Below are 25,642 nucleotides of genomic sequence, written 5' to 3'. Positions count from 1 at the left end.
GAATAACTCATCTCAGATTCGCCGAAAATCAAAGCAGGAGCATCCGAAAATTCTACAACACGATCTGATAATAGATCTAAAACTGTTGTATGACCCGTGAAAGTATTTGAACTATCATTGAATTCATGCAAAATCAAATCCAATTCACAAGATGGAAGCATGGAAATATCCGCAATAGAATGATCAGGATTATTAATAAGCTGCGTGATAATTTCATTAAAATGAACGGGAAGGAAATCCATCATTTCTGCATCTAAATATGCCGAGTTGTATTTTATTTTACCTGTTATCGAATTCGCTGTTTTATTCAGAATCAGATGTAAGCTTTTTTGTTCAGAAAAGTCATTAACATTGGTGATTTTTATTTTTGCGTCTTTATCCGACTCCTTTTCATTATATTGGAAGATGATGTCAAAATCTTCATTACTATTGTTATTTCCAGAGAAAAGATCAGCTTTTAACGCATCTAAAGGTAGCAGACTATTTTTTATATCATTATGATATATTCCATTTAACTCTTTGGTATACTCTTCAAAGTTTTTTTGTTCTGAAATGACACTTACAAATGGTATAACTCTTGAAGCAGGACCAATTAGATTCTCATTGATAAAACTTTTCTCTGAAACAACCGATCCTAAAGCAATTGCTTCCTGTTGGTTGTATTTATTTAATAATATTGTAAATCCTGCCAATAGAACACTACTTACATCAATATTATTTCTGTCTGAAAAATCAACTATTTTTTCAAAAGTACTTTCAGGAATATGAATATTCTTTTCTGCTGCATTATAAACATCAGAACGTTTCTCTGCTTTAATAAAAGGTAATTGTTGTTTTGCAGGAATATTTTGAAGTTTGTTTTTCCAATAATTTAAAAGTTCAGGATACAACTTATTGATTTTCTTTTGCTTCCAAAGAGAATACCCTAAATAAGAAAGCTTTGTTTCTTTATTTGCATCCCAATTCTTAGATTGATACGCACTGAAAATATCTTCAACAATTTTTTCTGCGGAAGAACTGTCTACAATCGAATTATGGAAAGTAAAAGATGCAGTCACCTTATCTGAATTTGCCAATCTAACAAGCATTGCAGATAGCAAAGGAGAATTCAGGTCGAATAAATTCGATTTTTCTTGCCCAATTATTTCATCAGCCTCATCTTGTGATACAGCGTATTTTTCTGTAATCTTTACATTAACTGACGGAATAAATTTCTGATCATACTGATCTTCGGATCTGCAAATCTCTGTTCTTAAAATATTATGTGTATTCATTACTTTCTGAATACTTTTTTCCAATGTTTCCGTATTTAGTTTTTCTTCAGATACTGCTGTTACGGTGATTGTCTCATTGAAAAAAATTCCGGACTCAATTTCTTTTATTCTACGTTTATTTTCATGGTATTCCAAAGGAAGAATATCTCCTGATTCAGCATTCAAATTTTCATATTGAGAAAACTCGTTTGCCAGATTTTCCTGTAAAGGATTCCAGAAAAAGTCATCAGCATTGATCATTTCATCAGAATTTATGATAATTCTATCTAAAATTGTTAAAAATATATCGCTGTACTGCGCATATCTTTCCTCCGTCATGAATGGAGAAGAGTACTCATGCATACAGATTATATTTTTATTGGTTACATCATAGTTAACATCAAAAAAAGTATTTCCTCTCAAAAACGTATCAAAATAGGTTCTGTCATCCTGATCTACCGTTTCCGCAATCTTCATATTTTCCTTTACATGCCAATTGATATAATTAAAGAAAGTATCAAAAAGTGGATTTCCCAAACCTGCGCTTCCGATCGCGTTACTGATTTCAAAAAGTGACAGATGATCATATTTTTTTACTTCCAATACTTTCTTATCGATTGCAGCAATATATTGTGTCCAGGTAATATTTTCAGGAACCGTTATTCTGAAAGGAACTGTATTAAGGAAACATCCCAGTAATTTTTCTCCGTCTTTTTTTAGCGGTCTGGTAAATGTCACAAGACCTACAAGAATATCTGTTTCTCCAGACAGCATTTTCATTGTATAGACATAAGCAGAAAGCAAGATATTTTTAACTGTAGTGTTTTTCTCAGCTGCTATCTTTTCGAGATCCGTTAAAAGTTTTGCAGGATAAACATCTCTTACAGATTTAAAATCTTTAAGGTCCGTAGTCTTGTTTAGTGTAAGCTTTTTATAATTCTTAAGTTCTTTTTTCCAGAATTCCGTTGTTTGAGGATTTTTTTTGTAGAACATTTCCTGAGTGATATAATCTTTGAAGCCGGTTTCAAGAGTTTCTAATTTTACAGCATTACCTCTCAAAAGCTCCAGATAAGTATTATTCATCTCAGTAATAAGGGAAGCAAAGCTCCACCCATCAAGAATGGCATGATGATATTCGAACAAAATTTCATGGTGACTATCCTGAAGTTTATATATAATAATTCTCCAAAGTTTTTCAGCCTGAAGGTCAAAATGATCGGGTCTGCTTTTTTCCATGTCCTCCTCGATTTTGCGCTTTTGCTCGTCTTTACTGTAATTGCTGTAATCATGGAAAGCTATTTTGGTATCTACATTTCTATAGATAATATGTGCAAAATGCTCTATATCAAAACCTGTTCTCAGAATTTCGTGTTTTTCTACCAGAAGATCAAGAGTTTTCTGGAATACATCCACATCCAATGTTTCATAAATAACCGGCTGCATAAGCTGTTCAAAATAAAGAATATCATCAGGTCTGGATTTATGAATAAAACACATCGCCTTTTCAATATCACTCATTGGATACACTTTTTCAATGAGACTATTCTGGTTATGTTTTTTATATTCTGACTCGAATTTTTCCAATTCCTGCTCAATGACATCAAATATTTCAGAATATTCTTTCTCCTCTGATTTCTGAATAAAATCAGCTAGCTTTTTTATGGTATCATTTTCATATATATCAGCCATAGAAATATTAGCAGAGATATAATTATTAATCATACCAATAAGCCTGATTGCTAATATTGAATCTCCTCCTACTCTGAAAAAACTGTCATTAATTCCTATTTTTTCAGTGCCTAATATTTCATTCCAATACGTAAATAAAAGTTTTTGCAGCTCCGTTTCCGGCGCTATATATTCTTCAGCAGATTTTACCACAATCGATAGTAAAGCCTCTCTGTTTACTTTTCCATTGGTGGTAACAGGAATCTGATCTACTATAATAAAATATGACGGAATCATATAATCAGGAAGTTGTGAGGCCAAAAAGTTTCTGAGGGCTTCTTCAGAAAAACCTTCATCTATGACAAGATATCCTACAAGCTGTACTCCGGATGCGTGATCTTTTGGAAGTACCACTGCTGTTGTAATTGTCGGAAAAGACTGCATCACAAACTCTATTTCTCCCAATTCGATTCTGTTTCCTCTGATTTTTACCTGATTATCAATCCTTCCAAGATACTCTATGCTTCCATCTTCCAGCCATTTTGCCAGATCTCCTGTTTTATAAAGCAGACTCTCCGGATTCAAAGGATTGCTGATAAACCTTTCCTTCGTTAGTTCCGGCTGATTAGCATATCCTGCAGACAAGTTTACTCCGCCAATAAAAAGTTCTCCTGGAACTCCTATAGGCTGCAGCTGCATCTTATCATTAAAAATAAAAAGCTGAGTATTATCTATTGGCTTTCCTATTGGTATTGAACGATAGGCAACTTTACGAGACACCTTATGAAATGAAACATCCACCGTGGCTTCAGTAGGACCATACAAATTATGTAAGTCCGCATTTGTACAATAATCCAAAAATGCTTTTGCATCGGCAGCTTTTAACTCTTCTCCACTTGTAAAAAGATGTCTGATGCTTTCAAGATTATAAATATTTTGCTTTGCTCCATCCAAATAAGCTAAAAAAGCATTAAGCATAGAAGGCACAAAATGAAGAACTGTAATATTTTCTTTTTGAATAATTTCGCAAAGCTCCTGCGGATCTTTTTCTGCTCCCGGCGCAGCTAAAACTAGTTTAGCACCACTCATAGACCATAAAAACAGCTCCCATATTGAAACATCAAAAACTAAAGGTGTTTTTTGAAGTATGGTATCATTTTCCGTAAGCTGATATTCATTCTGCATCCAATGAAGCCTGTTTACCATAGAAGTATGCTTAATAAGAACTCCTTTTGGCTTTCCTGTAGATCCGGAAGTATAGATTATATAAGCAATTTTCTCAGGTTTTGCAAGGTTAATATATGTACTTGAATAAGCAGAAAGTTCGTTTATATATAGACATTCATATCTATTTTCAAAATCCTCTAGCTTTCCTGTATCGGTGAAAATAGCACAAGCATTACTATTATCCAATGTATATAAAATACGATCTGTCGGATGATTTTTTGATAAAGGAAGATAAATTCCTCCTGCCTTTAAAATTCCGAAAATAGTAATCATGAGCTCTACAGACCTATCCATTTGTACTCCAAAAACCTTGTTTGTATCACCAAATTTTTCTAATAAATAATGAGCAAGCTGATTAGACCTTTCGTTGAGTTCCTGATAAGTAAGCTTTTCATCTTTATAGGCAACAGCTACATTTTCTGGTGTTTTACGGACCTGTTCTATAAATAAGTCTAAAATTGTTTTGTCTTCCGGATAATATTTTTCAGTATCATTAAACAGGTTTACGATTCTTTGTTTTTCACTGTCTGATATTAACTCTATAGAATCAATCTCTTTTTCTTTATTATCTATGAGTGATACCAACAAATTAAAGTAATGATCTGCTATTCCTTTTATATAATTATTGTCATATGATTCTGCTGTATAGCTGATTTTCAATGATAAACCATTATCTACATTAAAAACAAACAGAAGATCAGGAGACAAAGCATCAAACGCATCAACTTCCTGAATACCTTCTACAAGCATTCCTACTGAAGGAAGATCTTTTATTTCCCCGTCTTCAGGATTAATTATTTTCTTAAGCTGATAATTGCTGTGTTTATAATCATTAAGTATATTATTTTTAAGCTCTGTAAGAAATGCAGGAAATGTAGAATGACCAAAATCATTCATTCTTACCGGAAAAACGAAACCCTTTGGTTCTGTGTTATTTTCTGTGTAAGTAGTTGTAAAAATGGTAACGTCGGAATTAGACGAATATTTTTCTGCTAAAATTCCAAGAACAGATAATAGAAAAACATGTTTAGCTTTAGGTGTATTTACAATTTTTTGTAATGTATTACAAACCTTTTCATCAGCCTCAGTAATTATCTCTTCCGTATGAGTTGAAGAAGTTTTTGCTTTATTTCTTCTAAAATAATCTTCTGAAACATAATTTTCCAGTCTGTTTTTCCAGTAATTTCTTGCGATAATATTTTTATTAGCATTTATAGCTTCAAAATCGAGTTTTAAGTTTAGTGTGGACATATGTCGGTTTTCTTTTTTAATATTTAATATAATTGCCCTTAACTTTTACAGATTCTGTCTTTTACTAAAGATTCCTCTGAATAAATTCATTAAAAATTGAAATTGATTTCTTCTGTATTCAATGATGATACAGCCAATTCATTATCAAAACAATCTATCAGATTCATATCTATATTCTCTGATATTTTAATGATAAGGTCGTGGAACTGTCTGATAATAATTTCTATATCGCCTGCGGTAAAATGAAGAGCCGAATATTCCATTCTGAAGTACATTGCGTCGTCTCCTTCGCTTGCAAATAAGGTAATTGGATATTTATAGGTTTTATTTTCAAACTCATAAGCAGATAACTGAAGGTCTTGCAGATCCACTTTTTTAGCTTCAAAATTTTGGAAAACAAACATTACGTCAAATAGCTGCTTCACAGCAATATTTCTGTTATTATTAATTTCCTTCACAATATTCGCAAGATCATAAATCTGTGAACTGTGAGCCTGAACAAGAACTTTATGAACTTCTTTTGCAAACTCACTGAACGTCATATTTTCGTTCAGATGATATCTTACCGGAAGCGTTTTGGTGAACATTCCGACAACATCTTCCAGCTCATCCTGCAACCTTCCCGAACTGTTGATCCCTATTACAAGATCTTCCTGGCCTGTAAACTGAGATAAGTATAAGAAGAACATGGAAAATAAAGATGAAAATGTGGTGACCTCTTCAGTTTTTAAACTTTCCGTAACCTTTTTAATCGTTCGGATATCTATTTTAAAAGTTGCTGTTCCTCCTGAATCAGAAGTATGATCGATGTTTTCATCCGAAACCGGGAATTTGGAGTCCGGAATGTTGCCTTCAAACATTTTTAGCCAGAACTCCCTGTGTGAAATGTAGTCATTTGTATGTCTGAATGCTTGTTCCCACTCAGAATAATCCTTGTACTGCAAAGGTAATAACGGCAACTGCTCATTATTATACAGCTTCATTAAGTCTGAAAATAAATTATTCTGAGACATCCCGTCACAAACAATATGATGAAGATCAACAATAATATATGTTTCATTATTGCTATAAATAATCCCGCATCTGAAAAGAGGTGCAACATCAAGAACAAATGGTCTGATGAAAGCTGTTATTTCTTTATCTATATTTTCATCAGCATGAATGATTTCAACACTAAAATCAACTTTATCTTTAACAATCTGACGGATTTCTCCTTCTACAAACCTGAATTCCGTTCTTAAACTTTCATGTCTTTCAATTAAATTATTAATAGATTCAGTAAGTTTTTCTTCATTGAAACTGCCCTCTATTTTCCAGATCATAGGAAGGTTAAAGGCTGTGCTTTGCCTGTTAAGCTCGTAATTATAATAAATCCTTTCCTGTGCTGCAGAAAGCTTATAGCTGTCTTTCGGTTCTGCTTTTTGAATAATCAGGGTATTATCTTTCCCTGAAGTTTTGATATGCTGTGCCTGCTGAATAATTGTAAGGTTATTGAATAACTCGCTCAAAGTAAAACGTACATTATATTCTTTATAAATTTTACCGATAAGGCGCATAATAGCTAAAGAATTTCCTCCTATATTATGAAAACTGCTCGTGGTTGAAATTTCTTTTTCTTCTCCTAATATTTCTTTCCAAATTTTTAAAAGTCTATCTTCTATTTCATTAGCAGGAACTATAATATCATTTTTGGTAACAAACTGAAGCAGTTCTTTAAAGTTTATCTTTCCGTTATCCAGCAATGGAAAATTATCTACCTTTATAACATCCGAAGGAATCATATATGATGGTAAATTGGCTTCCAGATGTTTCTTTAATATTTCTTCTAAACCTTGAGTATTTTCGGAAGGAATGACAAAAGAGATCAGAAATTCTCCTTCAGGATGTTTAAAAACAACGGCATTCTTAAGAATTCCGGAAGATATTAATGTATTTTCAATTCCGTCAGTTTCAATTCTTATCCCGTTTATTTTAATCTGATTGTCTTCTCTTCCCATCAGATCAATCTCTCCGTTCGGCATTACTCTGGCTTTGTCCCCTGTTTTAAAGGCACGTTTTTTCTCACCGTTTCCTGCATCAATAAGAACAAATTTTTCATTGTTCAGCTCTGGCTCATTCAGGTATCCTTTCGTCATATAATCGGAAATGATATAAAGATCTCCAATAACAAACGGGCTGCATTTTTTAAGATTTTTATCGGCAATAAAGAAATCAGTATCTGCAATCGGCTTTCCTATTGATATTTTAGAGAGATTAGCATCTTCCGGCTTTATGTGGTAAAAAAATCTGATCATTGTGGTTTCAGTGGCTCCATAAAGGTTTGTCAACTGAATTCTCCCTTCGAACAGATCGTACCATTTTTTAAGCTCAGCCGGATTTATTTTCTCTCCGGAAAGTAAAACATTCTTCAGTTCCGGATAGCTTTCGCTTGTCAGTTGGTCATTATTTATAACTCTGAATAAACTCGGTACACAATGGATAATATTAACACCGGAAGCTTCTATCCATTTCGTAAGTTTTTCCGGCGTGAAAAAATCTTCATCTGCAGGAGGAATACAAATGGTACCTCCCGATAATAAAGGAACAAAAACATCTCTTAAAAAGGCATCAAAATAAGGATGGATCAATTGGCTTACTTTAGTATTGCTATCAATATTGAATTCCTGTATTTCCCAATTTAAAAATTGCAGAAGACTGTTGTTTTTCCCTATAATTCCTTTAGGCTTACCTGTTGATCCTGAAGTGAAATATATATAAATACTATCTTCCTTATCAAAAGCCGGATACTTAATATTTTGAATTTCATCTTCATTTTCGCTATTAAATATATCTTCAATAAGAAATGGAGCGATCCCAATGGTTTTTCCTAAAAAAGAGTTTTTTTCAGAAGTAATCAGATATTGAAGATTCATTTCATCAGCCATCATCTGAAGTCTTTTCTCAGGCATTGAAATATCGATAGGAACTATTGTACATCGTGCATTTAAAGCACCAATCATAGAATATATTAATGATTCTTTACTGTCAAAACTAAGCCCTACAATGGTTTCGGGTTCAAGATTTTGCTTTAACAAAAAACTGGTGATTTTATCTGACTTTTTTATTAATTCTGAATATGATACAGATATTCCGTTATTATCAATAGCTGTATTTTCCTGATGTGTATGTAAGCTTTTCAGTAATGCGTTTTGAAAAATCATAGTGTTAAAATTTTGGTTGGTTAAGTTGTCTTTTAAGTTTAGCTGAATGCCTTCATCATATGGCTTTCGCTTGTTTTATTACTAAAGAATGTATCGAGCAGAATTCCGAATGTGATGACGATAATCAACAGATCACTTTCAAAAGGGGCATTAATTGTAAAGCCATCCTGACTGTAAAGTTTTTTAAGTCTTTCCACTTCATCCGGATTAAAATATCCCTGCTTTTTGATGAGATCATAAGACAAAATATCGTTGATGTATTCTATATTTTTCTGAAGCAGATAAGGACTTCCCGGAGCTATAAAATGAAACTTTTCTCTATTGAATACCTCTTGCGGAACAAATCTGGCTGCCATTTTTTTCAGGATATATTTTTCCGTAAAATCTTTAAGCTTAAGACCAGATGGTACTCTTGTCGAAAATTCTATAAGGTCTTTGTCAAGGAAAGGATATCTTACTTCCACAGAGTTTGCCATTGCCATTCTGTCTCCGTGATCGGAAACCAAATGATCTACCAATCTTAACTTATAATCTATATAAGCTCTTTTTCTAAGTACATCCCTGTTTTCTATTCTTTCTTTATTAATAACAGGATGATTAAGACAGTTAAACTCATCAAAAGATGCATTCATTTCTGAAGAATAAAGGCTTCTTTTCAGCGTTGTGAATTGGGTGTAATCTTTTTCGTAGAAGAATGATCTATCTCCCCATAATTTTTGTTTTAATTCATCTTCAGCAGAATATCCGTTGTTCTTACTGATATTCATGGCTTTCATTTTATCAAAACGATAACCTACATATCCTGCGAAAAACTCGTCTGCACCTTCTCCGGAAAGAATTACTTTTATATTCTTATTTCTTACAGATTCTGAAAGTGATAATGACGCTGTGTTGTACGTTTCTTTGATAGGACATTCACTATGATAAACCGAATGCTGTAATCTCTGAATTATATCGTCATAAAAAAACGTTCTCTGATTAAGCTTTGCATTTCCTTCTTTAGCAATAAGTTTCTGATAGATAGATTCCGAGTACTGAGAATCAATAAAATCTATTGAAAAGGATTCTTTTCTTGCATCAGGAGCTAGCTGATTGACTTTCATGGTAATCATTGAAGAATCCAATCCTCCGCTAAGATACAGTCCTGAAGGTACATCTGCTCTTAGTCTTAAATTAATTGCTCTTTCAAAAAGTCTTTCCAGCTCATCTATATAATGTTCTTCAGAGATGATATCTTCATCGTCTTCACCTTCAGGATATATTAAATCCCAATATTCAGTGTTGGTTATTTTTCCATCATCATCAATGGTAAGGTAATGACCATTTTCAAGGCTGTTTATTCCTTTGAACATTGTTCTCGGGCTGTATAATCCCGGAAACGTAAAGACTTGGTCCAATGCTGTAAGATCAACATCCCTTTTTACGGCAGGATGCTCAAGTATCGCTTTCACTTCGGATCCGAAAATGAATGTATTGTCGATAAAAGTATAATGGAAAGGTATGATCCCCATCTGATCTCTTGCGCAAAATAATTTTCTCTTTCTTTTATCATATAACGCGAATGCAAACTGCCCATTAAGCATATTCAGGAACTCCATTCCGTATTGTTCGTATAAGTGTACAATAACTTCTACGTCTGATGCAGTTCTGAAAGTATGCCCGTTGTTTTTGAGTTCCTCACGAAGCTCTATATAATTGAATATCTCTCCGTTACAAATGATTAAAACAGACTCGTCCTCGTTATAAATAGGCTGCATTCCGTTTTCAAGTCCTATAATACTCAATCTTGTAAATCCAAGAGCTATATTTTCAAAAACCGCCACATCCTGAGCATCAGGACCTCTATGAAGAAGTTTTTCGTTCATATTTCTGACAATTCTTTTGTCGTCTTCACTTGTACGTCTATCAAATCTGATAAAGCCACATATTCCGCACATCCTTTTAATTTTTTAAAGGTTAAAGTTTATTTTTTTGTTTTAATAAGTAGATTACTCTAAGATTTAGCTGAGAATGCTACAAGAGTCCAGTTCAATATTTTCTATTTGTACAGAAACATCCTGAAGGACAGAATTTAGAATATTGTAAAAATAATTCTTCAGTATATTGATTATATTTTCGTCATACAGATCATCACTGTAAATGAAAACAATATTCATCTGGGAGTTATTTTCATTAGCCTCAATTTTAAATTCATATGGTGAGGTTCTGACTTCTTTCTGAATAAGGATAGGAGTAAGATGTAAAGCATTAAGTTCTTCTTCTCCATCTACCGTATCAGAAACGGCAAAGTGTACATCTACGATAGGATTTCTTAAAGTTTTCTGTGTCTCATCAATTAAAGCTACCATTTGATCAAACTGGAAATCCTGATGATCAAACGCTCCTAAGACACACTCTTTCACCTTAGACAGAAAATCCAGATATGAAGTGTCAGAATCTACATGAATTCTCAAAGGCAGAATATTTACAAAAGTTCCTACCAGATTATTGAGTTCAGGGTGCGTTCTTCCGATGGCATCTGTTCCTATGATAACATCCGGATTCTGAGAAGTTTTTGACAGAAGTAAATAGTAAACAGACAGTAAAAACATGAAGTTGGAAACTTTAGTATCACTAGTAAATCTTTTGATATTTTCATAAAGCTCACCTTTTATTTCCAATACGCTTGTAGAAACTGTAAATACCTCAACATTTTCTCTGTCCTGCAATGTCGGAAGCTCCAGTCTTGGTAATTGCCCGGATAATTTTTTCTTCCAGTAATCTTTATGTTTCTCCATTTGCCCATTAACATTTCTCTGCCACACAGCAAAATCAATATATCGTAAATCCAGAGGTTTCAGTTCCTGATCTTCGTATAAAGCTTTAAAATCTTTAATAAGAATGTCTAAAGAAATCCCGTCACAAATAATATGATGTACATCTATAAAGAGTATATTTCCTCCTTCTTTAGTAATGAATAATGCGCATCGTAAAAGACTTTCTTCGGAAAGACTGAACGGACGTACGAAATCAATGAATGCATCTGATTGGCTGATAAAGTCATTTTCTTTAATAACATCAAGCTTTAAGGATACACTGCTATTTATTTTTTGTACAACTCCATCTTCTGAGAGACTAAAACTTGTTCTTAAAGCTTCATGTCTGTCGATAAGTTTCTGTAAAGCATCTGAAAGTTTCGGTATATCTGCCTCATTATTAATCTGTAATGCTGTTGAAATATTCCATGCCAGATTATCGGGATCTAATGATTGTTGATAATACATTCTCTCCTGAGCCGAAGAAGACGGATAAAAATCTCTTTTTTCAACTTTCGGAATACTTGTAATATTCTCTTGTTTTGATTGTTCTATAATTTTGGCAATCTCTTCAACCGAAGGATGATCAAAAACATTCTTTAAGGTAAGTTTTATATCCTTAACTTTTTTAATGTTGCTGATAAGCAAAATCACTTTAATAGAATTTCCTCCTAATTCAAAGAAGCTTTTGGTAGTACTTATCGTATCTTTTTCCAATTTCAGAATATTGGCAAAAATATCCACCAGCATATATTCCAGTTCATTGGACGGAGCTTTATACGCAGATTCTACATCAACATCAGGTAATGCCTTTTTATCAAGTTTTCCGTTTTTGGTAAGTGGTAATTTATCTAATGCGATATAATTCACAGGAATCATATAATCAGGTAAAACTGTCAGAAGATAATTCTTAAGATTTTCATCATTTATTTCAACATCTGATACATAGTATGCTACCAAAGATTTGTCATTGTCTGTTTCTTTTGCCATTACCACCGCTTCTTTGATACCTTGAAAACCGAACATTTTATTTTCAATTTCACCAAGCTCTATTCTGTAACCTCTGATCTTGATCTGATCATCTATTCTTCCTTTAAAAAGAATATTACCATCCGCCAAACGCACTGCAAGATCTCCTGTTTTGTACATTTTCTGTCCTTTTATAAAAGGATTTTCAAGAAATTTCTCTTGCGTAAGCTCTTCATTATTTAAATATCCTCTTGCTATTCCGGCTCCTGCAACGTATAATTCTCCTTTTACTCCCACAGGAACAGGTTTTAAAGAACCATCCAACAGATATATCTGCGTATTATCAACAGGAACTCCTATCGGAACACTATGGAAATCTTCTTCCGGTCTGAATCTACAAATCATACATCCCACTGTTGCTTCTGTAGGGCCATATTCATTATAGATTTCAATACTTCCTTCAAATTTATTGAAGATTTCCTGTGCAAGTCTTGTTTCCAGATCTTCTCCTCCTACAATAATTCTTCTTGAATCGTTTGAATTATCAAAATTAATTTCCTTTACTATTTTTAAGTGAGAAGGAGTAAGCTTGATTACATCTATTTCATTATTTTGAAATACCTTTTCTACAAGCGATTCATTTTCGTCTTCAGGGAACATCACAATTGTATTACCCGTCACGAGAGGTGTAAAAATTGAAGTGATAGTCAAATCAAAAGAGATAGATGTAAACAGAGGGAAAGTAGATTTAAGCCCATTCACATATTGCGATTCTGCAAATTTGATATAATTAACCAAAGAATGATGTTCTATCATAACCCCTTTCGGTTTTCCGGTAGATCCGGACGTAAATAGGACGTATGCTATTGATTGATGATCTATAGAATCCGGTTTATAAGGAATTGACTTATATTCTTTAATAAGATTTGCTTCTTCATCAAGTTTAAGAGTATGAACTGTTACTGAGTCTATATATTTGCTCATTGTTATCAGTAGCTTAAGCTCTGACTCAGCAGCAATGCTGTTCACTCTTTCTGCCGGAGATTTTATATCTATCGGAACGAATGCAGCTCCTGTTTTTAAAACTCCTAAAATAGTGGGAACAAGATCAATATTTCTGTCTAACATTACTCCTACAAGATCGCCCGGTTTGATACCTTTTACTTCAGTAAGATAAGCTGCAATGCGATCTGATGCTTTTTTAAGATCTTCAAAGCTTAAAACCTTTGAATCATCCTGTATTGCAATTTGCTCTGGAGTTCTGATAAACTGGTTTTCAAAAAGTTCTACAATTGTTTCTTTACTTTCGGCTGTGGAAGTTTTATTTTCGTTATAAATCCATTCCTGATCTTCCTGCTCATGGAGAATAATATCTGAAATTAAAATTTCAGGGTTATTAACTACTGCATTTACAATTTTCTTGTAATACCCGATAAATCTTTCTATTGTTTCTCTTTTGAAAAGATCATAAGAATATTCCAGTCTTAAATAAAGCTCGCTTCCATCACTGCTTTCCACCGCAGAAAACATCATATCAAATTTCGAAACGGTAAGTGCTTTTTCTTCGAAATTATTAAAGTTGGCTAATTCCAATCCCGGAATTTTCAACTCTGTATCTTCCGAAATAGTCTGATATTCGAAGAAGACATCAAATAAAGGATTTCTATTTGTTGATCTTTTTACATTAAGATCATCTACAAGTTCTTCAAAAGGATATTCCTGATTATCAAAACATGCAATTGCATTTGTTTTCACTTCTGATAAAAACTCGCTGAACTTCAAGTTTCCTTTCGGGAAATTTCTAATAGGTAAAACATTCACAAAATCCCCTATAACATTATCCAGATCAGAATGTTGTCTTCCTGCAACCGGTGAACCCACGATAATATCTTCCTGATTGGAAAGTTTACTCATGAAAATGTTGAAAACAGATAAAAGCAACATATAATTGGTAACTTTTTCTTTTTCGGCAAGTTTTTTCAATCCTTTCGTTTCCTGAGAAGTAAGTTCTATATTTATAGCTTCTCCTGTGTAACTGGATACCAATGGTCTTGCAAAATCAGTCGGCAGTTCCAGATACGAAAACTCATCGGAAAACTGATCATTCCAGAAATATTTCTGCTCGATTATTTTCTGCATACGCTCTTCACTAAGCTGCCATTCTACATAATCTTTGTACTGTATTTTAAGTTCCGGTAATGTTTCATTATTGTATAATCTCATGAAATCATATATCAGAATTCCCTGCGAAATAGCGTCTGAAATGATATGATGATTATCAACCATAAGCATATGCTCTTCAGGACCAAGCTCTATAATTCCTACCCTCATCAAAGGACAACTATCCAGTTTAAAAGGTGCTATAAATTCATTAATAATATCAGATTCATTATTTTCTTCTGCTTTGTAGATTGAAATTCCGAAGGAAACACTGTCTTGTATTTTCTGTACAGGAACACCATTCTCCTGAACAAAATAGGTACGTAAACTTTCATGACGGTCAAATAACTGTCTGAATATATCTGTAATGTGATTGATATCTATTTTTCCTTTCAGCTTTACAATTCTTGGTAAGTTGTAGGCTAAAGAAGTTTTTGAAAACTCATGGATAAAGTAAGATCTTTTTTGCACAGAACTCAACGGATAATATTCTTTCGCTTCCGCTTTAGGAATTGGCATAGATTTGATTTCTGCAATGCCTTGTTCTTTTCTATTTAAAATCAGCTTGCTTACTTTTTCTAAGGTACTGTTATCAAAAAACTCCTTAATTGAAATTTCTATACTGAAAACAGCAAGAATCTTTCTGATGACAGTTAATGCCTTTAAAGAATCTCCTCCAATTTCAAAGAAATCATCTTCCGGCTCTACAGATTTCCCGAAGAAGTCTTCCCATAAAGTTCTCATTGTAAACTCAATAGCATTTGATATATCACCTCCTGCAATCGCTAAACTCTCGTATAAAGCATTATGATCTGAAGCATCATTTTCCTTCGTATTATTACCATTTCTAGTAACCCATTCATCAATTCTCAGTTGCAAATCTCTTTTAGAAATAACAATTGGTGAAAGCTCGCTCATTACCAGAGACTGTTCTACAACTTCGAATATCTCAGAAATATTAAGATTATTAGGATCTTCAGGAATTTCAGCAAAATCCAATGCTTCAAAATTTACACATATCCAGTTTCTCGGATCTTTTACGTTTCTTTTTTCACTTACAAAATAATCTATGAAAGTATTGGCAGAAGCGTAACCTCCAAATCCAAGTCCTCCGAGTATTGACGATAAAGAGGATACGATAAAGCAAAAATCCAATGGTTTATCTTTGAAAGCAATATCAAGATTAACAATACCTTTAATTTTTGCATCGAAATGTTCTTGGTAACCGTCTTTGCTAAGCAAATCAAACATATTAATCGAACTCTCACTTACAATACCTGCAGCATGGATTATTCCGTTTATAGTTCCAAATTTTTCTTCTGCTTTATGAACCGTTTCTTTAAGAGAATTTTCATTAGCAATATTGCAGTCATAATAAAATACATCTCCTAATGATTCCAGATTAAGCATTCTGTTCACAGCCAGATTATTTTTTTCACTGTCCCACTGATCTCTTTGAGGCAAAATGCTGCGTCCCAGCAAAATTACTTTTGCGTTATAATTTTTAATAAGATATTCTGAAAGATTATAACCAAGATTCCCCAATCCTCCGGAGATCATATAAACTCCGCCTTCTCTGAAAGCTTTTTGTTCTGTAGTTTCTTCTATTTTATGACGGTCAAAAATCTGTTCCCATCTGTTTGAATTCCTTAATGAAACTGTTTTCCCTGTCTGTATATATTTAATTTCATCGGTAAGACACTGAATATCCGATTCATTAAGCATATGATGTAAAGAGATATCAATATGTGAGGTCGAAAAACCAATACATTCCTGAGAGATCACTTTCAATAAACCTAATTGAGCAGATTTTTTAATTTCCAGAGATTCATAACCTGTGATACTGTGAAGATCATTTGTAATAAGAACCAGTTTTTTATTTTCGGCGTGAACAGTATTTTTGATATACTTTGCCACATTTACCAAGTGATAAAATTCCTTATCTGCAGTATCCTGATTTTGGCTTTCAGTTTTTGCAACCGGCCAAGCGTAAATTATTTGGGTAGCCTTTTTACCTTCACCTGTAAGATCATTAAAAAGCTGCTGATAATGATCTTCATTTTCAGGATCAATGTGATACAGTTCCTGCTTATCCTGACTATACTTATCACTTTTCTTTACCATGGTTACTTTTTCGCCTTCCATAGTCAGTTTTTGGAATAAAAGTTCTCCTACTCCTGAATTGTCAGAAAATATAAGAGTATGCTCGTCATGAGTATATTCTTTTTTCAAAAGAGAAACCTTCTTCCATGAAGATGCATAATACCACGAAGAGGAATCTCCTATTGTATGTACAGAGTGATTTAATATCATCTTGAATGCATCTACATTTACTGGATAAGATACTTTATCAAATGAATAAGTAGGAAGAGATACTTTTAGACGTGTTTCATCCGGATTATACAGATTTTTCCAGTCAATATCAACTCCTTGTTCCCACATTTTTCCTAATGCAGAAATTAAATTCTTCTGATCGTCGATCTCCTCATTGGGATGTCTTACAAGATTGATTACTGTATGTCCGTCATTTTTAAACTTGTTACTGTTTACAAGTGAAGTGAGTACTTTTCCTGGTCCTACTTCTAAGATAACCGCTTTTTTATTTTTTAAAATTTCTTCTACATTATCAGAAAATCGTACTGTTTCTCTGATATGTTTTACCCAATATTCAGGTTGTGCTATTTCATCATCTGTAGCCAATCCTCCGGAAAGATTCGATAAAAATGGAATTTGTTGCGGAGAAATTTTAATTTTTTTGATAACAGCTTCAAACTCTTCAAGTATTTCATCCATCATATAAGAATGGTATGCATGAGATGCTGCAAGTGGTTTGCACATATATCCTTTCTGTTCAAGGAAATGCGAGAAATTTTCAACATCTTCGTCTTTTCCGGAAACGACACAAAGCTCTGAACTGTTTACTGCGGCAAGAGAAATGTCGTTAAAATCTTTTAATAACGGTAATAATTCTTGTTCTGATATGGAAACACTAAGCATACTGCCTTTTGACACCTTCTGCATCAGTTCTGCTCTTTTTACAATAAGCATTAAAGCATCTTCCAGAGAAAATACATTGCTGATACATGCTGCCACATATTTCCCTGTGCTGTGGCCTCCCACAATATCAGGTTTTATTCCCCATTGGATAAGAGTTTGGGCAAGTGCATACTCAATAACAAAAAGCATAGGCTGAGAAAATTCGATCTCATTAATTTTTCCTGCCCATTCAGAACCTTCATCCGCAAGAAGAAACGGACTTAAATCTTTATTGAATTTATTTTTAACAATAGCTATACATTCATCTACAGATTTTTTAAATGCAGCTTCTGATGCGTATAAATCTTTACACATTCCTGCATATTGAGATCCATAACCCGGAAACATAAAAGCTATCGTCTGTTTCTGATTTTCTAAAATTCCGCGATCTTTAACTTTCACGGCATCCAGCATTTCCACAGCATCTTCAAAATCTTTAGCGGCAACAGAAATCCTGTAATTCATTGGTACTCTGCCAAATTGTAATGTATGAGCTACGTCTGCTAATTTTGCTTTCGGATTTGTTTTAAAATATGTTTTAAATTCATTTAAACTTCTTTCCAGTGATGCTTTCGTTTTAGCAGAAAAAACAAGAAGCTGATGCTCTCTACTCCGTGAAGATATTTTAGGTGAAGGAGCTTCCTCCAAAATAACATGGGCATTTGTTCCACCAATTCCAAAAGAACTTACACCTGCTCGTAAAGGATATTGATCGTTTTTCCACTCTGTCAGTTCTGTATTTACATAGAATGGACTTTCGGTAAAATTGATCTTCGGATTATGACTTTTAAAGTTTAAGCTTGCAGGAATCTGTCTGTTTTCAAGGCTCATGGCTGTTTTTATAAGTCCGGCTACTCCACTTGCGATATCAAGATGTCCAATATTCGTTTTTACGGATCCTATTGCACAATATTTTTTTTCGCTAAGACCAAAAGAATTATTCAGACCTTCTATTTCAATCGGATCTCCCAATTTGGTAGCTGTCCCGTGAGCTTCAACATAACTGATACTTTCAGCCGGTACTTTTGCCATACTCAAAGCCTTTAAGATAGCTTGTGATTGTCCATCAACACTTGGCGCGCTGTATGCTATTTTCTGAGAACCGTCATTATTAACCCCGCTTCCTCTGATTACTGCATAGATATGATCTCCGTCTTCAATTGCATCAGCAAGTCTTTTAAGGACTACAATCCCGACGCCTTCACCTCCTACTGTTCCATCAGCTTCACTATCAAATGCTCTGCAGTGTCCGTCTCTGGAATCTATCATTCCTTCTTCATATACATATCCTTTTTTAGAATAATTTTTAATTGTTATTCCTCCTGCAAGAGCTATTTTACATTCTCTCAATAATAAGCTCATACAAGCTCTTTGTACGGCAACAAGAGAAGTAGAACAAGCTGTATTTACATAGATGGAAGGTCCCTGCAAATTCATCAGATAAGAAACTCTTGAACACATGAAAGTAGCGTCTCTAAGCCTGAAAGCACTGAAATGATCGACTTCATTATCAAGATTTGTAAACATGGAATAATTAAGCCAGTTCACATTAGATGAAGCTCCTGCAAACAGGCCTATCTTTTGGTTACCTGTATTAATATATCCTGCATCTTCCAGAGCTTTCCAGCAATTCTCGTGAAACAGTCTTATCTGAGGATCCATTAATTTTACTTCTGCCGGTGTATATCCGAAAAATGCTCCGTCAAAATATTCTTTATCGCTGAGAAAAGCATTCGCTTTTACATAGTTCGGATTTTTGATCGTATTTTTGTCTTCACCTTCAGCGAGCAATTCCTCATCTTCAAAAAATTTAATAGATTCAACGCCGTTTTTAAGGTTGTCCCAAAATTCATTGATATTGTTTGCTCCGGGAAATTGTCCTGCCATTCCTATAATGGCAACTTCGATACCGCTGTAATTATGCATAAATATAAATGGTTATTAATGTTCTAAGATGTTAAACATGTCCTGCATTTCTGAGATTTCAATATCTGCAGCTGCTTTGTATTCTTCTGTACTATTATTTGAGTTGGTTTTGTGATCAATTAGTGATGCAATTGATGGGTAACGGAAAATTTCTGGTATCGAAACATTCCAATTCAGTCTTTCATTCATTAAGGCATTCAACTTTAAAATCTTGAGCGAATTTCCTCCTAATTCAAAAAAGCTTTTATTAACACTGATAAGCTCTTTATTGAGTTCTAGAACCTCGGACCAGATAGAAACCAAAATTTCTTCTGTATCATTGGACGGAGCTACATAGCTATCCTGAATTACTGTTGCCGGATTTGGTAATTTTTTTCTGTCTATTTTACCATTTGGAGTAAGCGGAAGACTTTCTAGCTTTATAAAATAAGCAGGCAACATGTAAGCGGGAAGACTTTCAAGAAGTTTATCCCTTAGTAATGTCGAATCTATATTTTTATCCGACACGTAGTAAGCCGCTAAAGATTTGTTTTCGTATTCTCCGTTTACAATAACAACAGATTGCTTAATATCTGTATGGCTGTTGAGGCAGCTTTCTATGTCTCCTAATTCTATACGATGTCCTCTTATTTTTACCTGATTATCTTCTCGACCTATAAGTTTTATTGTCCCATCTTCATTAAATTTTGCAATATCACCGGTGTTGTATATTTTATTTCTGGGATTGTAAGGATTATCAACAAATCTTTCGCCGGTCAGACTTTCGCGTTTCCAATATCCTTTTGAAACTCCGTCTCCACCTATGAATAAATGACCTTTTACTCCCACAGGAACCAATTTCATGTCTTTATCTAAAATAAGGATTTGTGTATTCAGTATTGGCTTTCCTATACTTACCACAGTATCTTCATTGCTGATTTTATGCATTGCAGACCATATTGTTGTTTCTGTTGGTCCGTACATATTATAAATATTAGCAGAAGTGTTTTCTCTTAAAGTTTCCAGAAGTGAATATGGCAATCCTTCGCCTCCAAGTAATAATGTATTCAGGGATTTTAGGAAATTAGCTGACCCTGTACTCTCTACCGACATTTTAATAAATGAAGGTGTAGACTGCATCATAGTGATTGGTCTATGATTTTTATGGCTCTGATTATTAAATAACTGTTTTAAATCTTTAATATATTCAAGACTTTCTAAAACTTTGTCTTTTTCAACTCCGAAATCTATTAAACAAGCGATTTCATCCACCCCTATTTCCTTTAATTGGAGTACCATTTCCCGACATTTGTTCTTAGTTCCGATTAGTGAACTTGTATTGTAATATCTCTTAAAGGCATTCTTGAGCAAAACTTTCATCATATCTCCATCCATATCCTCAACGCTAAGACCTGCCTCTTCCATTAAGATTCTGTTAATTCCTACTGAAGATTTTAAATATTCTGTAAAAGGCTCCTCCACTATTCTCTCAACCTCATCGATATCTTCACCAATAAATGCATGCAGCATTATTGCAATTTTACCAGAATTTCTTCCGTGCCCGTTTAGCTCTCTCGCATCTTTGTATATCTGAATTTTATCTTTAAGTTGTTCAATACTCTGACCAAGAAGGTGAGTAAGCAGATTCGCGCCAATTTCACCGGCACTTCTGAAGGTTTCCTCGTTACCGCTGGATGTGATCCATACAGGCATTTCTTCTTGTACAGGTCTTGGATAAACTTTAACGTCTATTTCTTCTCCAAGTCCATTCTTTCTTTTTACAGGTTCTCCCCTCCAGAGCTTTTTCATGACATCAATCTGACTGTACATTATTGAATGTCGATCGGAAAATAAGCCTGGATTCAGAGTGAAGTCATTAGCATTCCAACCTGAAGCAAATGATAATCCAACACGCCCGTTGGATAAATTATCTACAACAGACCATTCTTCTACTATTCTTATAGGATCATGTAAAGGAGACACTATACTTCCGCTTCTTAGTTCGATCTGTTTGGTTATCATAGCCAAAGCAGAACTCATTACTGACGGATTAGGATACAGTCCTCCAAATTCATGGAAATGTCTTTCAGGTGTCCAGACTGCGTTGAATCCTGCCTGATCTGCATATTTTACCGACTCCAGCAACAGATCGTATTTATTATTTTCTCTGTTGTTATAACTCGAGAAGAAAAATAAACTGAAATCTACAGACTGATCTTCATCTACAAGATACCTGTCTAGTCCCGTCAAAGCAATATCTCCGGGATGCAACACTACTTCGATACCATTGCAAAGAGTCCAGAAAATTTCTAAAACCGAAATATCAAATGAAGTACTCGTTACAGCAAGCATACAATCATTTTCAGTTGCAGTTAAATTCTGATTCATTCCGTACATAAAGTTCACCACATTCTGATGGGATATTTTTACTCCTTTCGGCATACCTGTAGAACCCGAAGTATAGATCATGTAACAAAGATCATCTGATTGAGGGGCAGAAACAAGATTAGATATTTCTTCGTTTTCTGCATCATTAAATTTTATAACAGTACCTTCAAACTGGACATTTTCAGAGATATCAACAATTACAATATCTGCATTGCTTTCTTCCAAAATGAAAGATGTTCTTTCTTTAGGATAAGCAGGATCTATAGGCAAATAAGCAGCTCCTGATTTAAGTATTCCCAGTAAAGCAAAGATTAATTTTTCCGAGCGTTCTGCAATAACTCCTACAACATCACCAGTTTTTACATTGTATTTGTTCTTAAGTAAATGAGCCAGCTGATTAGCTTTATTATTAAGCTCGTGATAAGTTAAAGCTGTCCCTTCATATACGATCGCGACTTTTTCAGGTGATTTTTGAACCTGTTGTTCAAATAAGCTTACAATTGTCGCATTTTTAGGATAGTCTCCGGAAGTTGCATTAAATTTTTCCAACAACATATTTTTTTCATCCTGTGAAATAATTTCAATGTCTGCAAGTCTGATATATTTATTTTCAAGAATGCTTGAAATGATCTTATTAAAATAAGAAATGAATCTGTCTACTGTCTCTTTTTTAAATAATAAAGTAGAATATTCAAACTGTAACTGAAGCTTATCTCCATTTTCAAATATTTGTAAACTCAAATCCAGCCTTGATACTTTCGTTTCTAAAGGATATCCTGTAATCTGTAATCCCGGAATCTCAAATTGTACATTATCAAAATTCTGATAAGCAAACATAACATCGAAAAGCGCATTATGACTTGTATCTCTCACTACTTCAAGATCGTCAATTAACTGCTCATAAGGATAATCCTGATTATTGAAAACTCCAAGAGTTTTTGATTTTGTATTCTGTAAAAATTCGTTGAATTTCAGCTTGCTTTCAGGAAAATTTCTCACAGGCAAAACATTTACAAATGCTCCTATCACATTCTCCAGATCCACATGCTGTCTTCCAGCAACCGGAGTTCCTACAACGATATCTTCCTCATTGCTTAATTTAGATAAAAGAATATTAAATACTGACAACATTACCATGTATAATGTAGCACCTTCTTTTTTGGCTAGCTGGCGTAAATCAGATGTTACTGCACCATTTATTTCAAACTCAACGGCAGCTCCTTCCTGTGCATTAATCAACGGTCTTGGATAGTCTGAAGGAAGATCAAGCGTTGATATTTCATTTTTAAATTCTGAAATCCAAAAGTCTTTTTGTCTGCTAAGTTCCTGTTGTTGAGCTTCGGAATATTGCCATTCTACATAATCTCTATATTGTAATTTAACAGGTAACAATTCTTCTCCTGCATATAAAGAAAGGAATTCTTTTATCAAAATACTTTCCGAAACTCCGTCTGTTATAATATGGTGCTGATCGAAGATTAGAATATATTCATCATTTTCCATTTCAATAATACCGGCTCTCGTTAAAGGAGCAACAGATAAATCAAAAGTACGAATGAAATTGTTTACAATATCTTTCGCATCAGATTCGTAAGAACGGAATCTTTCTATTTTATAATCTACTTCATCAGTAATTTTTTGTACCGGACTTTGATTAACTAAATGAAAAGATGTGCGTAAAGACTCGTGTCGTTGTATAAGGAGAGAAATTGCAGACTGCATTCTGTCCATATCTACTTTACCTTTTATTTTTAAGACTTTAGGAAGGTTATAAATAAGCAAATCCGGATTAAATTCATGCAGAAAGTACATTCTGTTTTGTAATGAAGAAAGTGAATAGTGATCTTTATGATCAGCCTGTTTAATAGCAACAAAGACATTATCTTTTTTCAGAGTATCGATGTAAGCCGCAAGCTTTTTGATGGTAAGATAATCAAAAGCAGTATGGATTGAAATCTTAACATTGAATTCTCTGAAAACTTTGTTAAGCATATGCATAATCTTTATAGAATGCCCTCCCATATCCATAAAATCTGCTGTTGTACTGATTTTATCATGATCCGTATTTAAAACTTCAGCCCATACTTCCAATAACTTTTCTTCGGTTAGAGTTGTTGGTTTTACATAGCTTTCATCAGCATTCATGATCGGATCAGGTAATTTCTTTTTATCAATCTTTCCGTTTGATGTTAATGGCATTGTTTCCACTCTCACGAAAAATGCAGGAATCATATATTTCGGAAGTCTGCCTGATAAGAATGATTTTATTTCTGATGGTTCTATTGTATTGTCTGATCTGTAATATACTGTCAAATGTTTGTCATCATTCTTTTCATATACAGTTGCAATACATTCAATAATATTTTCATGCTGCAAAACTTTGGCTTCTATATCTCCAAGTTCTATACGGAACGAATTGATTTTCACCTGTTCGTCTTTTCTTCCCGCATACACCAGATTTCCATCGTTATTACGTTTAGCGAAATCTCCTGTTTTATACATTTTCTTACCTTCAATAAAAGGATTGGAAACAAATGCATTATTAGTAAGGATTTCATTATTAAGGTATCCTAATCCTAAACTGTCACCAGATAAATAAAGCTCTCCCAACACTCCTTTCGGAACAGGTTTAAGAAACTCATCCAGCAGATAAATCTGCGTATTGCTTATCGGCACACCTACAGGTACGGAAGAACTGCCGTCCTCTGGATTGAATGTATAAATCATACATCCTACAGTAACTTCAGTGGGTCCATATTCGTTGTATATTTTGATGTTACCTCCAAATAGATCATGAATTGATTTTGCAAGAGCTGAAGGGAAATTTTCACCACCTACAATAAAGCTCTTAATATTTGTTCCCGACAAAATATTTTCTCTCAGTATTTCGCTGTCTTTAAGGATCGTAAGATGTGAAGGAGTAAGTTTTATGGTATCACAAAGGTTGTCCTGTATTACTTTTTCAATAGGTAATACATCATCATTTTCTTTGTATAAAACAATCTTATTCCCAGATAAAAGCGGAACAAAAATGGAAGTAATAGTAAGGTCAAAAGAAATAGAAGAGTATAAAGGCATTATTATTTTGCCATTCTCTGCATATTGTCTGATTGCCCAGAAAATATAATTGATCAGATTATAATGACGGATCATTACCCCTTTCGGTTTTCCTGTGGAACCTGATGTGTAAATAACATAAGCCAAATTATCACTATCTGGTTGCTGTATTACAAAAGCTCCTGATTGATCTTCAATATCTTTTTCTGATTGATTAAGATCTACATAGCTGCACTGTACTTTTTCAGTTACGCTCTGTACTCCTCTTGAAACAAGAAGTTTCATTTGTGAGTCTTCAACGATATCTATAATTCTGTCTAAAGGATATATGGTATCGATAGGTAAATAAGCACCTCCTATTTTTAGAATTCCTAAAATAACAGGTATAAGATATTCTTCACGATCAAGAAGTATTCCTACAATATCTCCTTGTTTTACATTGTATTTATCAGTAATGAATAATGCAAACTGATTCGACTTTTCATCCAGTTCCTTGTAGGTAACGGAAAAGGAATCCGACTGATAAGCAATATTATCCGGATTTTCTATAACCTGCTTTTGAAAAAGCTCTATTATAGTTTTATCCTTAGGATAATCGCATGCTGTATCATTAAATTCGTATAAGTATTTATTTTTTTCTGCGCCTGATAATAAATCAATATTGAAAAATTGATCTTTAATATCAACTTTAGAATTCTTAGGTTCTTCCATATTTATTATGTTTTTGTAAAAT

Annotated in this window: 5 protein-coding genes; all 5 read right to left on the bottom strand. The window is 33.8% G+C overall.

Annotated features, from left to right (window positions below; genetic code table 11):
• Positions 1 to 5,399 (bottom strand): non-ribosomal peptide synthetase (locus BLR30_RS09605; protein ID WP_139164614.1); only part of this gene is annotated, 5,399 nt, incomplete at its 3' end.
• An 89-nt stretch (positions 5,400 to 5,488) separates the two neighbouring features.
• A complete protein-coding gene (locus BLR30_RS09600) occupies positions 5,489 to 8,599 on the bottom strand; it encodes a non-ribosomal peptide synthetase (protein ID WP_089857585.1) in 3,111 nt (1,036 codons plus the stop codon).
• 38 nt (positions 8,600 to 8,637) lie between these two features.
• On the bottom strand, positions 8,638 to 10,536 hold the full coding sequence (gene asnB / locus BLR30_RS09595; RefSeq protein WP_089857583.1) for an asparagine synthase (glutamine-hydrolyzing): 1,899 nt from the start codon (positions 10,534 to 10,536) through the stop codon (positions 8,638 to 8,640).
• A 63-nt stretch (positions 10,537 to 10,599) separates the two neighbouring features.
• The gene (locus BLR30_RS09590; protein WP_089857581.1) at positions 10,600 to 19,485 is read right to left on the bottom strand and encodes a hybrid non-ribosomal peptide synthetase/type I polyketide synthase; all 8,886 of its coding nucleotides are present in this window, start codon (positions 19,483 to 19,485) and stop codon (positions 10,600 to 10,602) included.
• Between the two features lie 15 nt (positions 19,486 to 19,500).
• The gene (locus BLR30_RS09585) at positions 19,501 to 25,620 is read right to left on the bottom strand and encodes a non-ribosomal peptide synthetase (RefSeq protein WP_089857580.1); all 6,120 of its coding nucleotides are present in this window, start codon (positions 25,618 to 25,620) and stop codon (positions 19,501 to 19,503) included.
• Positions 25,621 to 25,642 lie beyond the last annotated feature (22 nt).

The sequence above is a fragment of the Chryseobacterium taeanense genome, assembly GCF_900099685.1.
Taxonomy (GTDB): domain Bacteria; phylum Bacteroidota; class Bacteroidia; order Flavobacteriales; family Weeksellaceae; genus Chryseobacterium; species Chryseobacterium taeanense.
The sequence above is the reverse complement of the archived record's forward strand: the minus strand, read 5'-3'. Positions and strand labels throughout refer to the sequence as shown.

Excerpts from the sequence above, each read along its gene's own strand:
- asnB (WP_089857583.1), bottom strand. The coding sequence starts at position 10,536 with ATGTGCGGAATATGTGGCTTTATCAGATTTGATAGACGTACAAGTGAA.
- BLR30_RS09585 (WP_089857580.1), bottom strand. The coding sequence starts at position 25,620 with ATGGAAGAACCTAAGAATTCTAAAGTTGATATTAAAGATCAATTTTTC.
- BLR30_RS09590 (WP_089857581.1), bottom strand. The coding sequence starts at position 19,485 with ATGCATAATTACAGCGGTATCGAAGTTGCCATTATAGGAATGGCAGGA.
- BLR30_RS09600 (WP_089857585.1), bottom strand. The coding sequence starts at position 8,599 with ATGATTTTTCAAAACGCATTACTGAAAAGCTTACATACACATCAGGAA.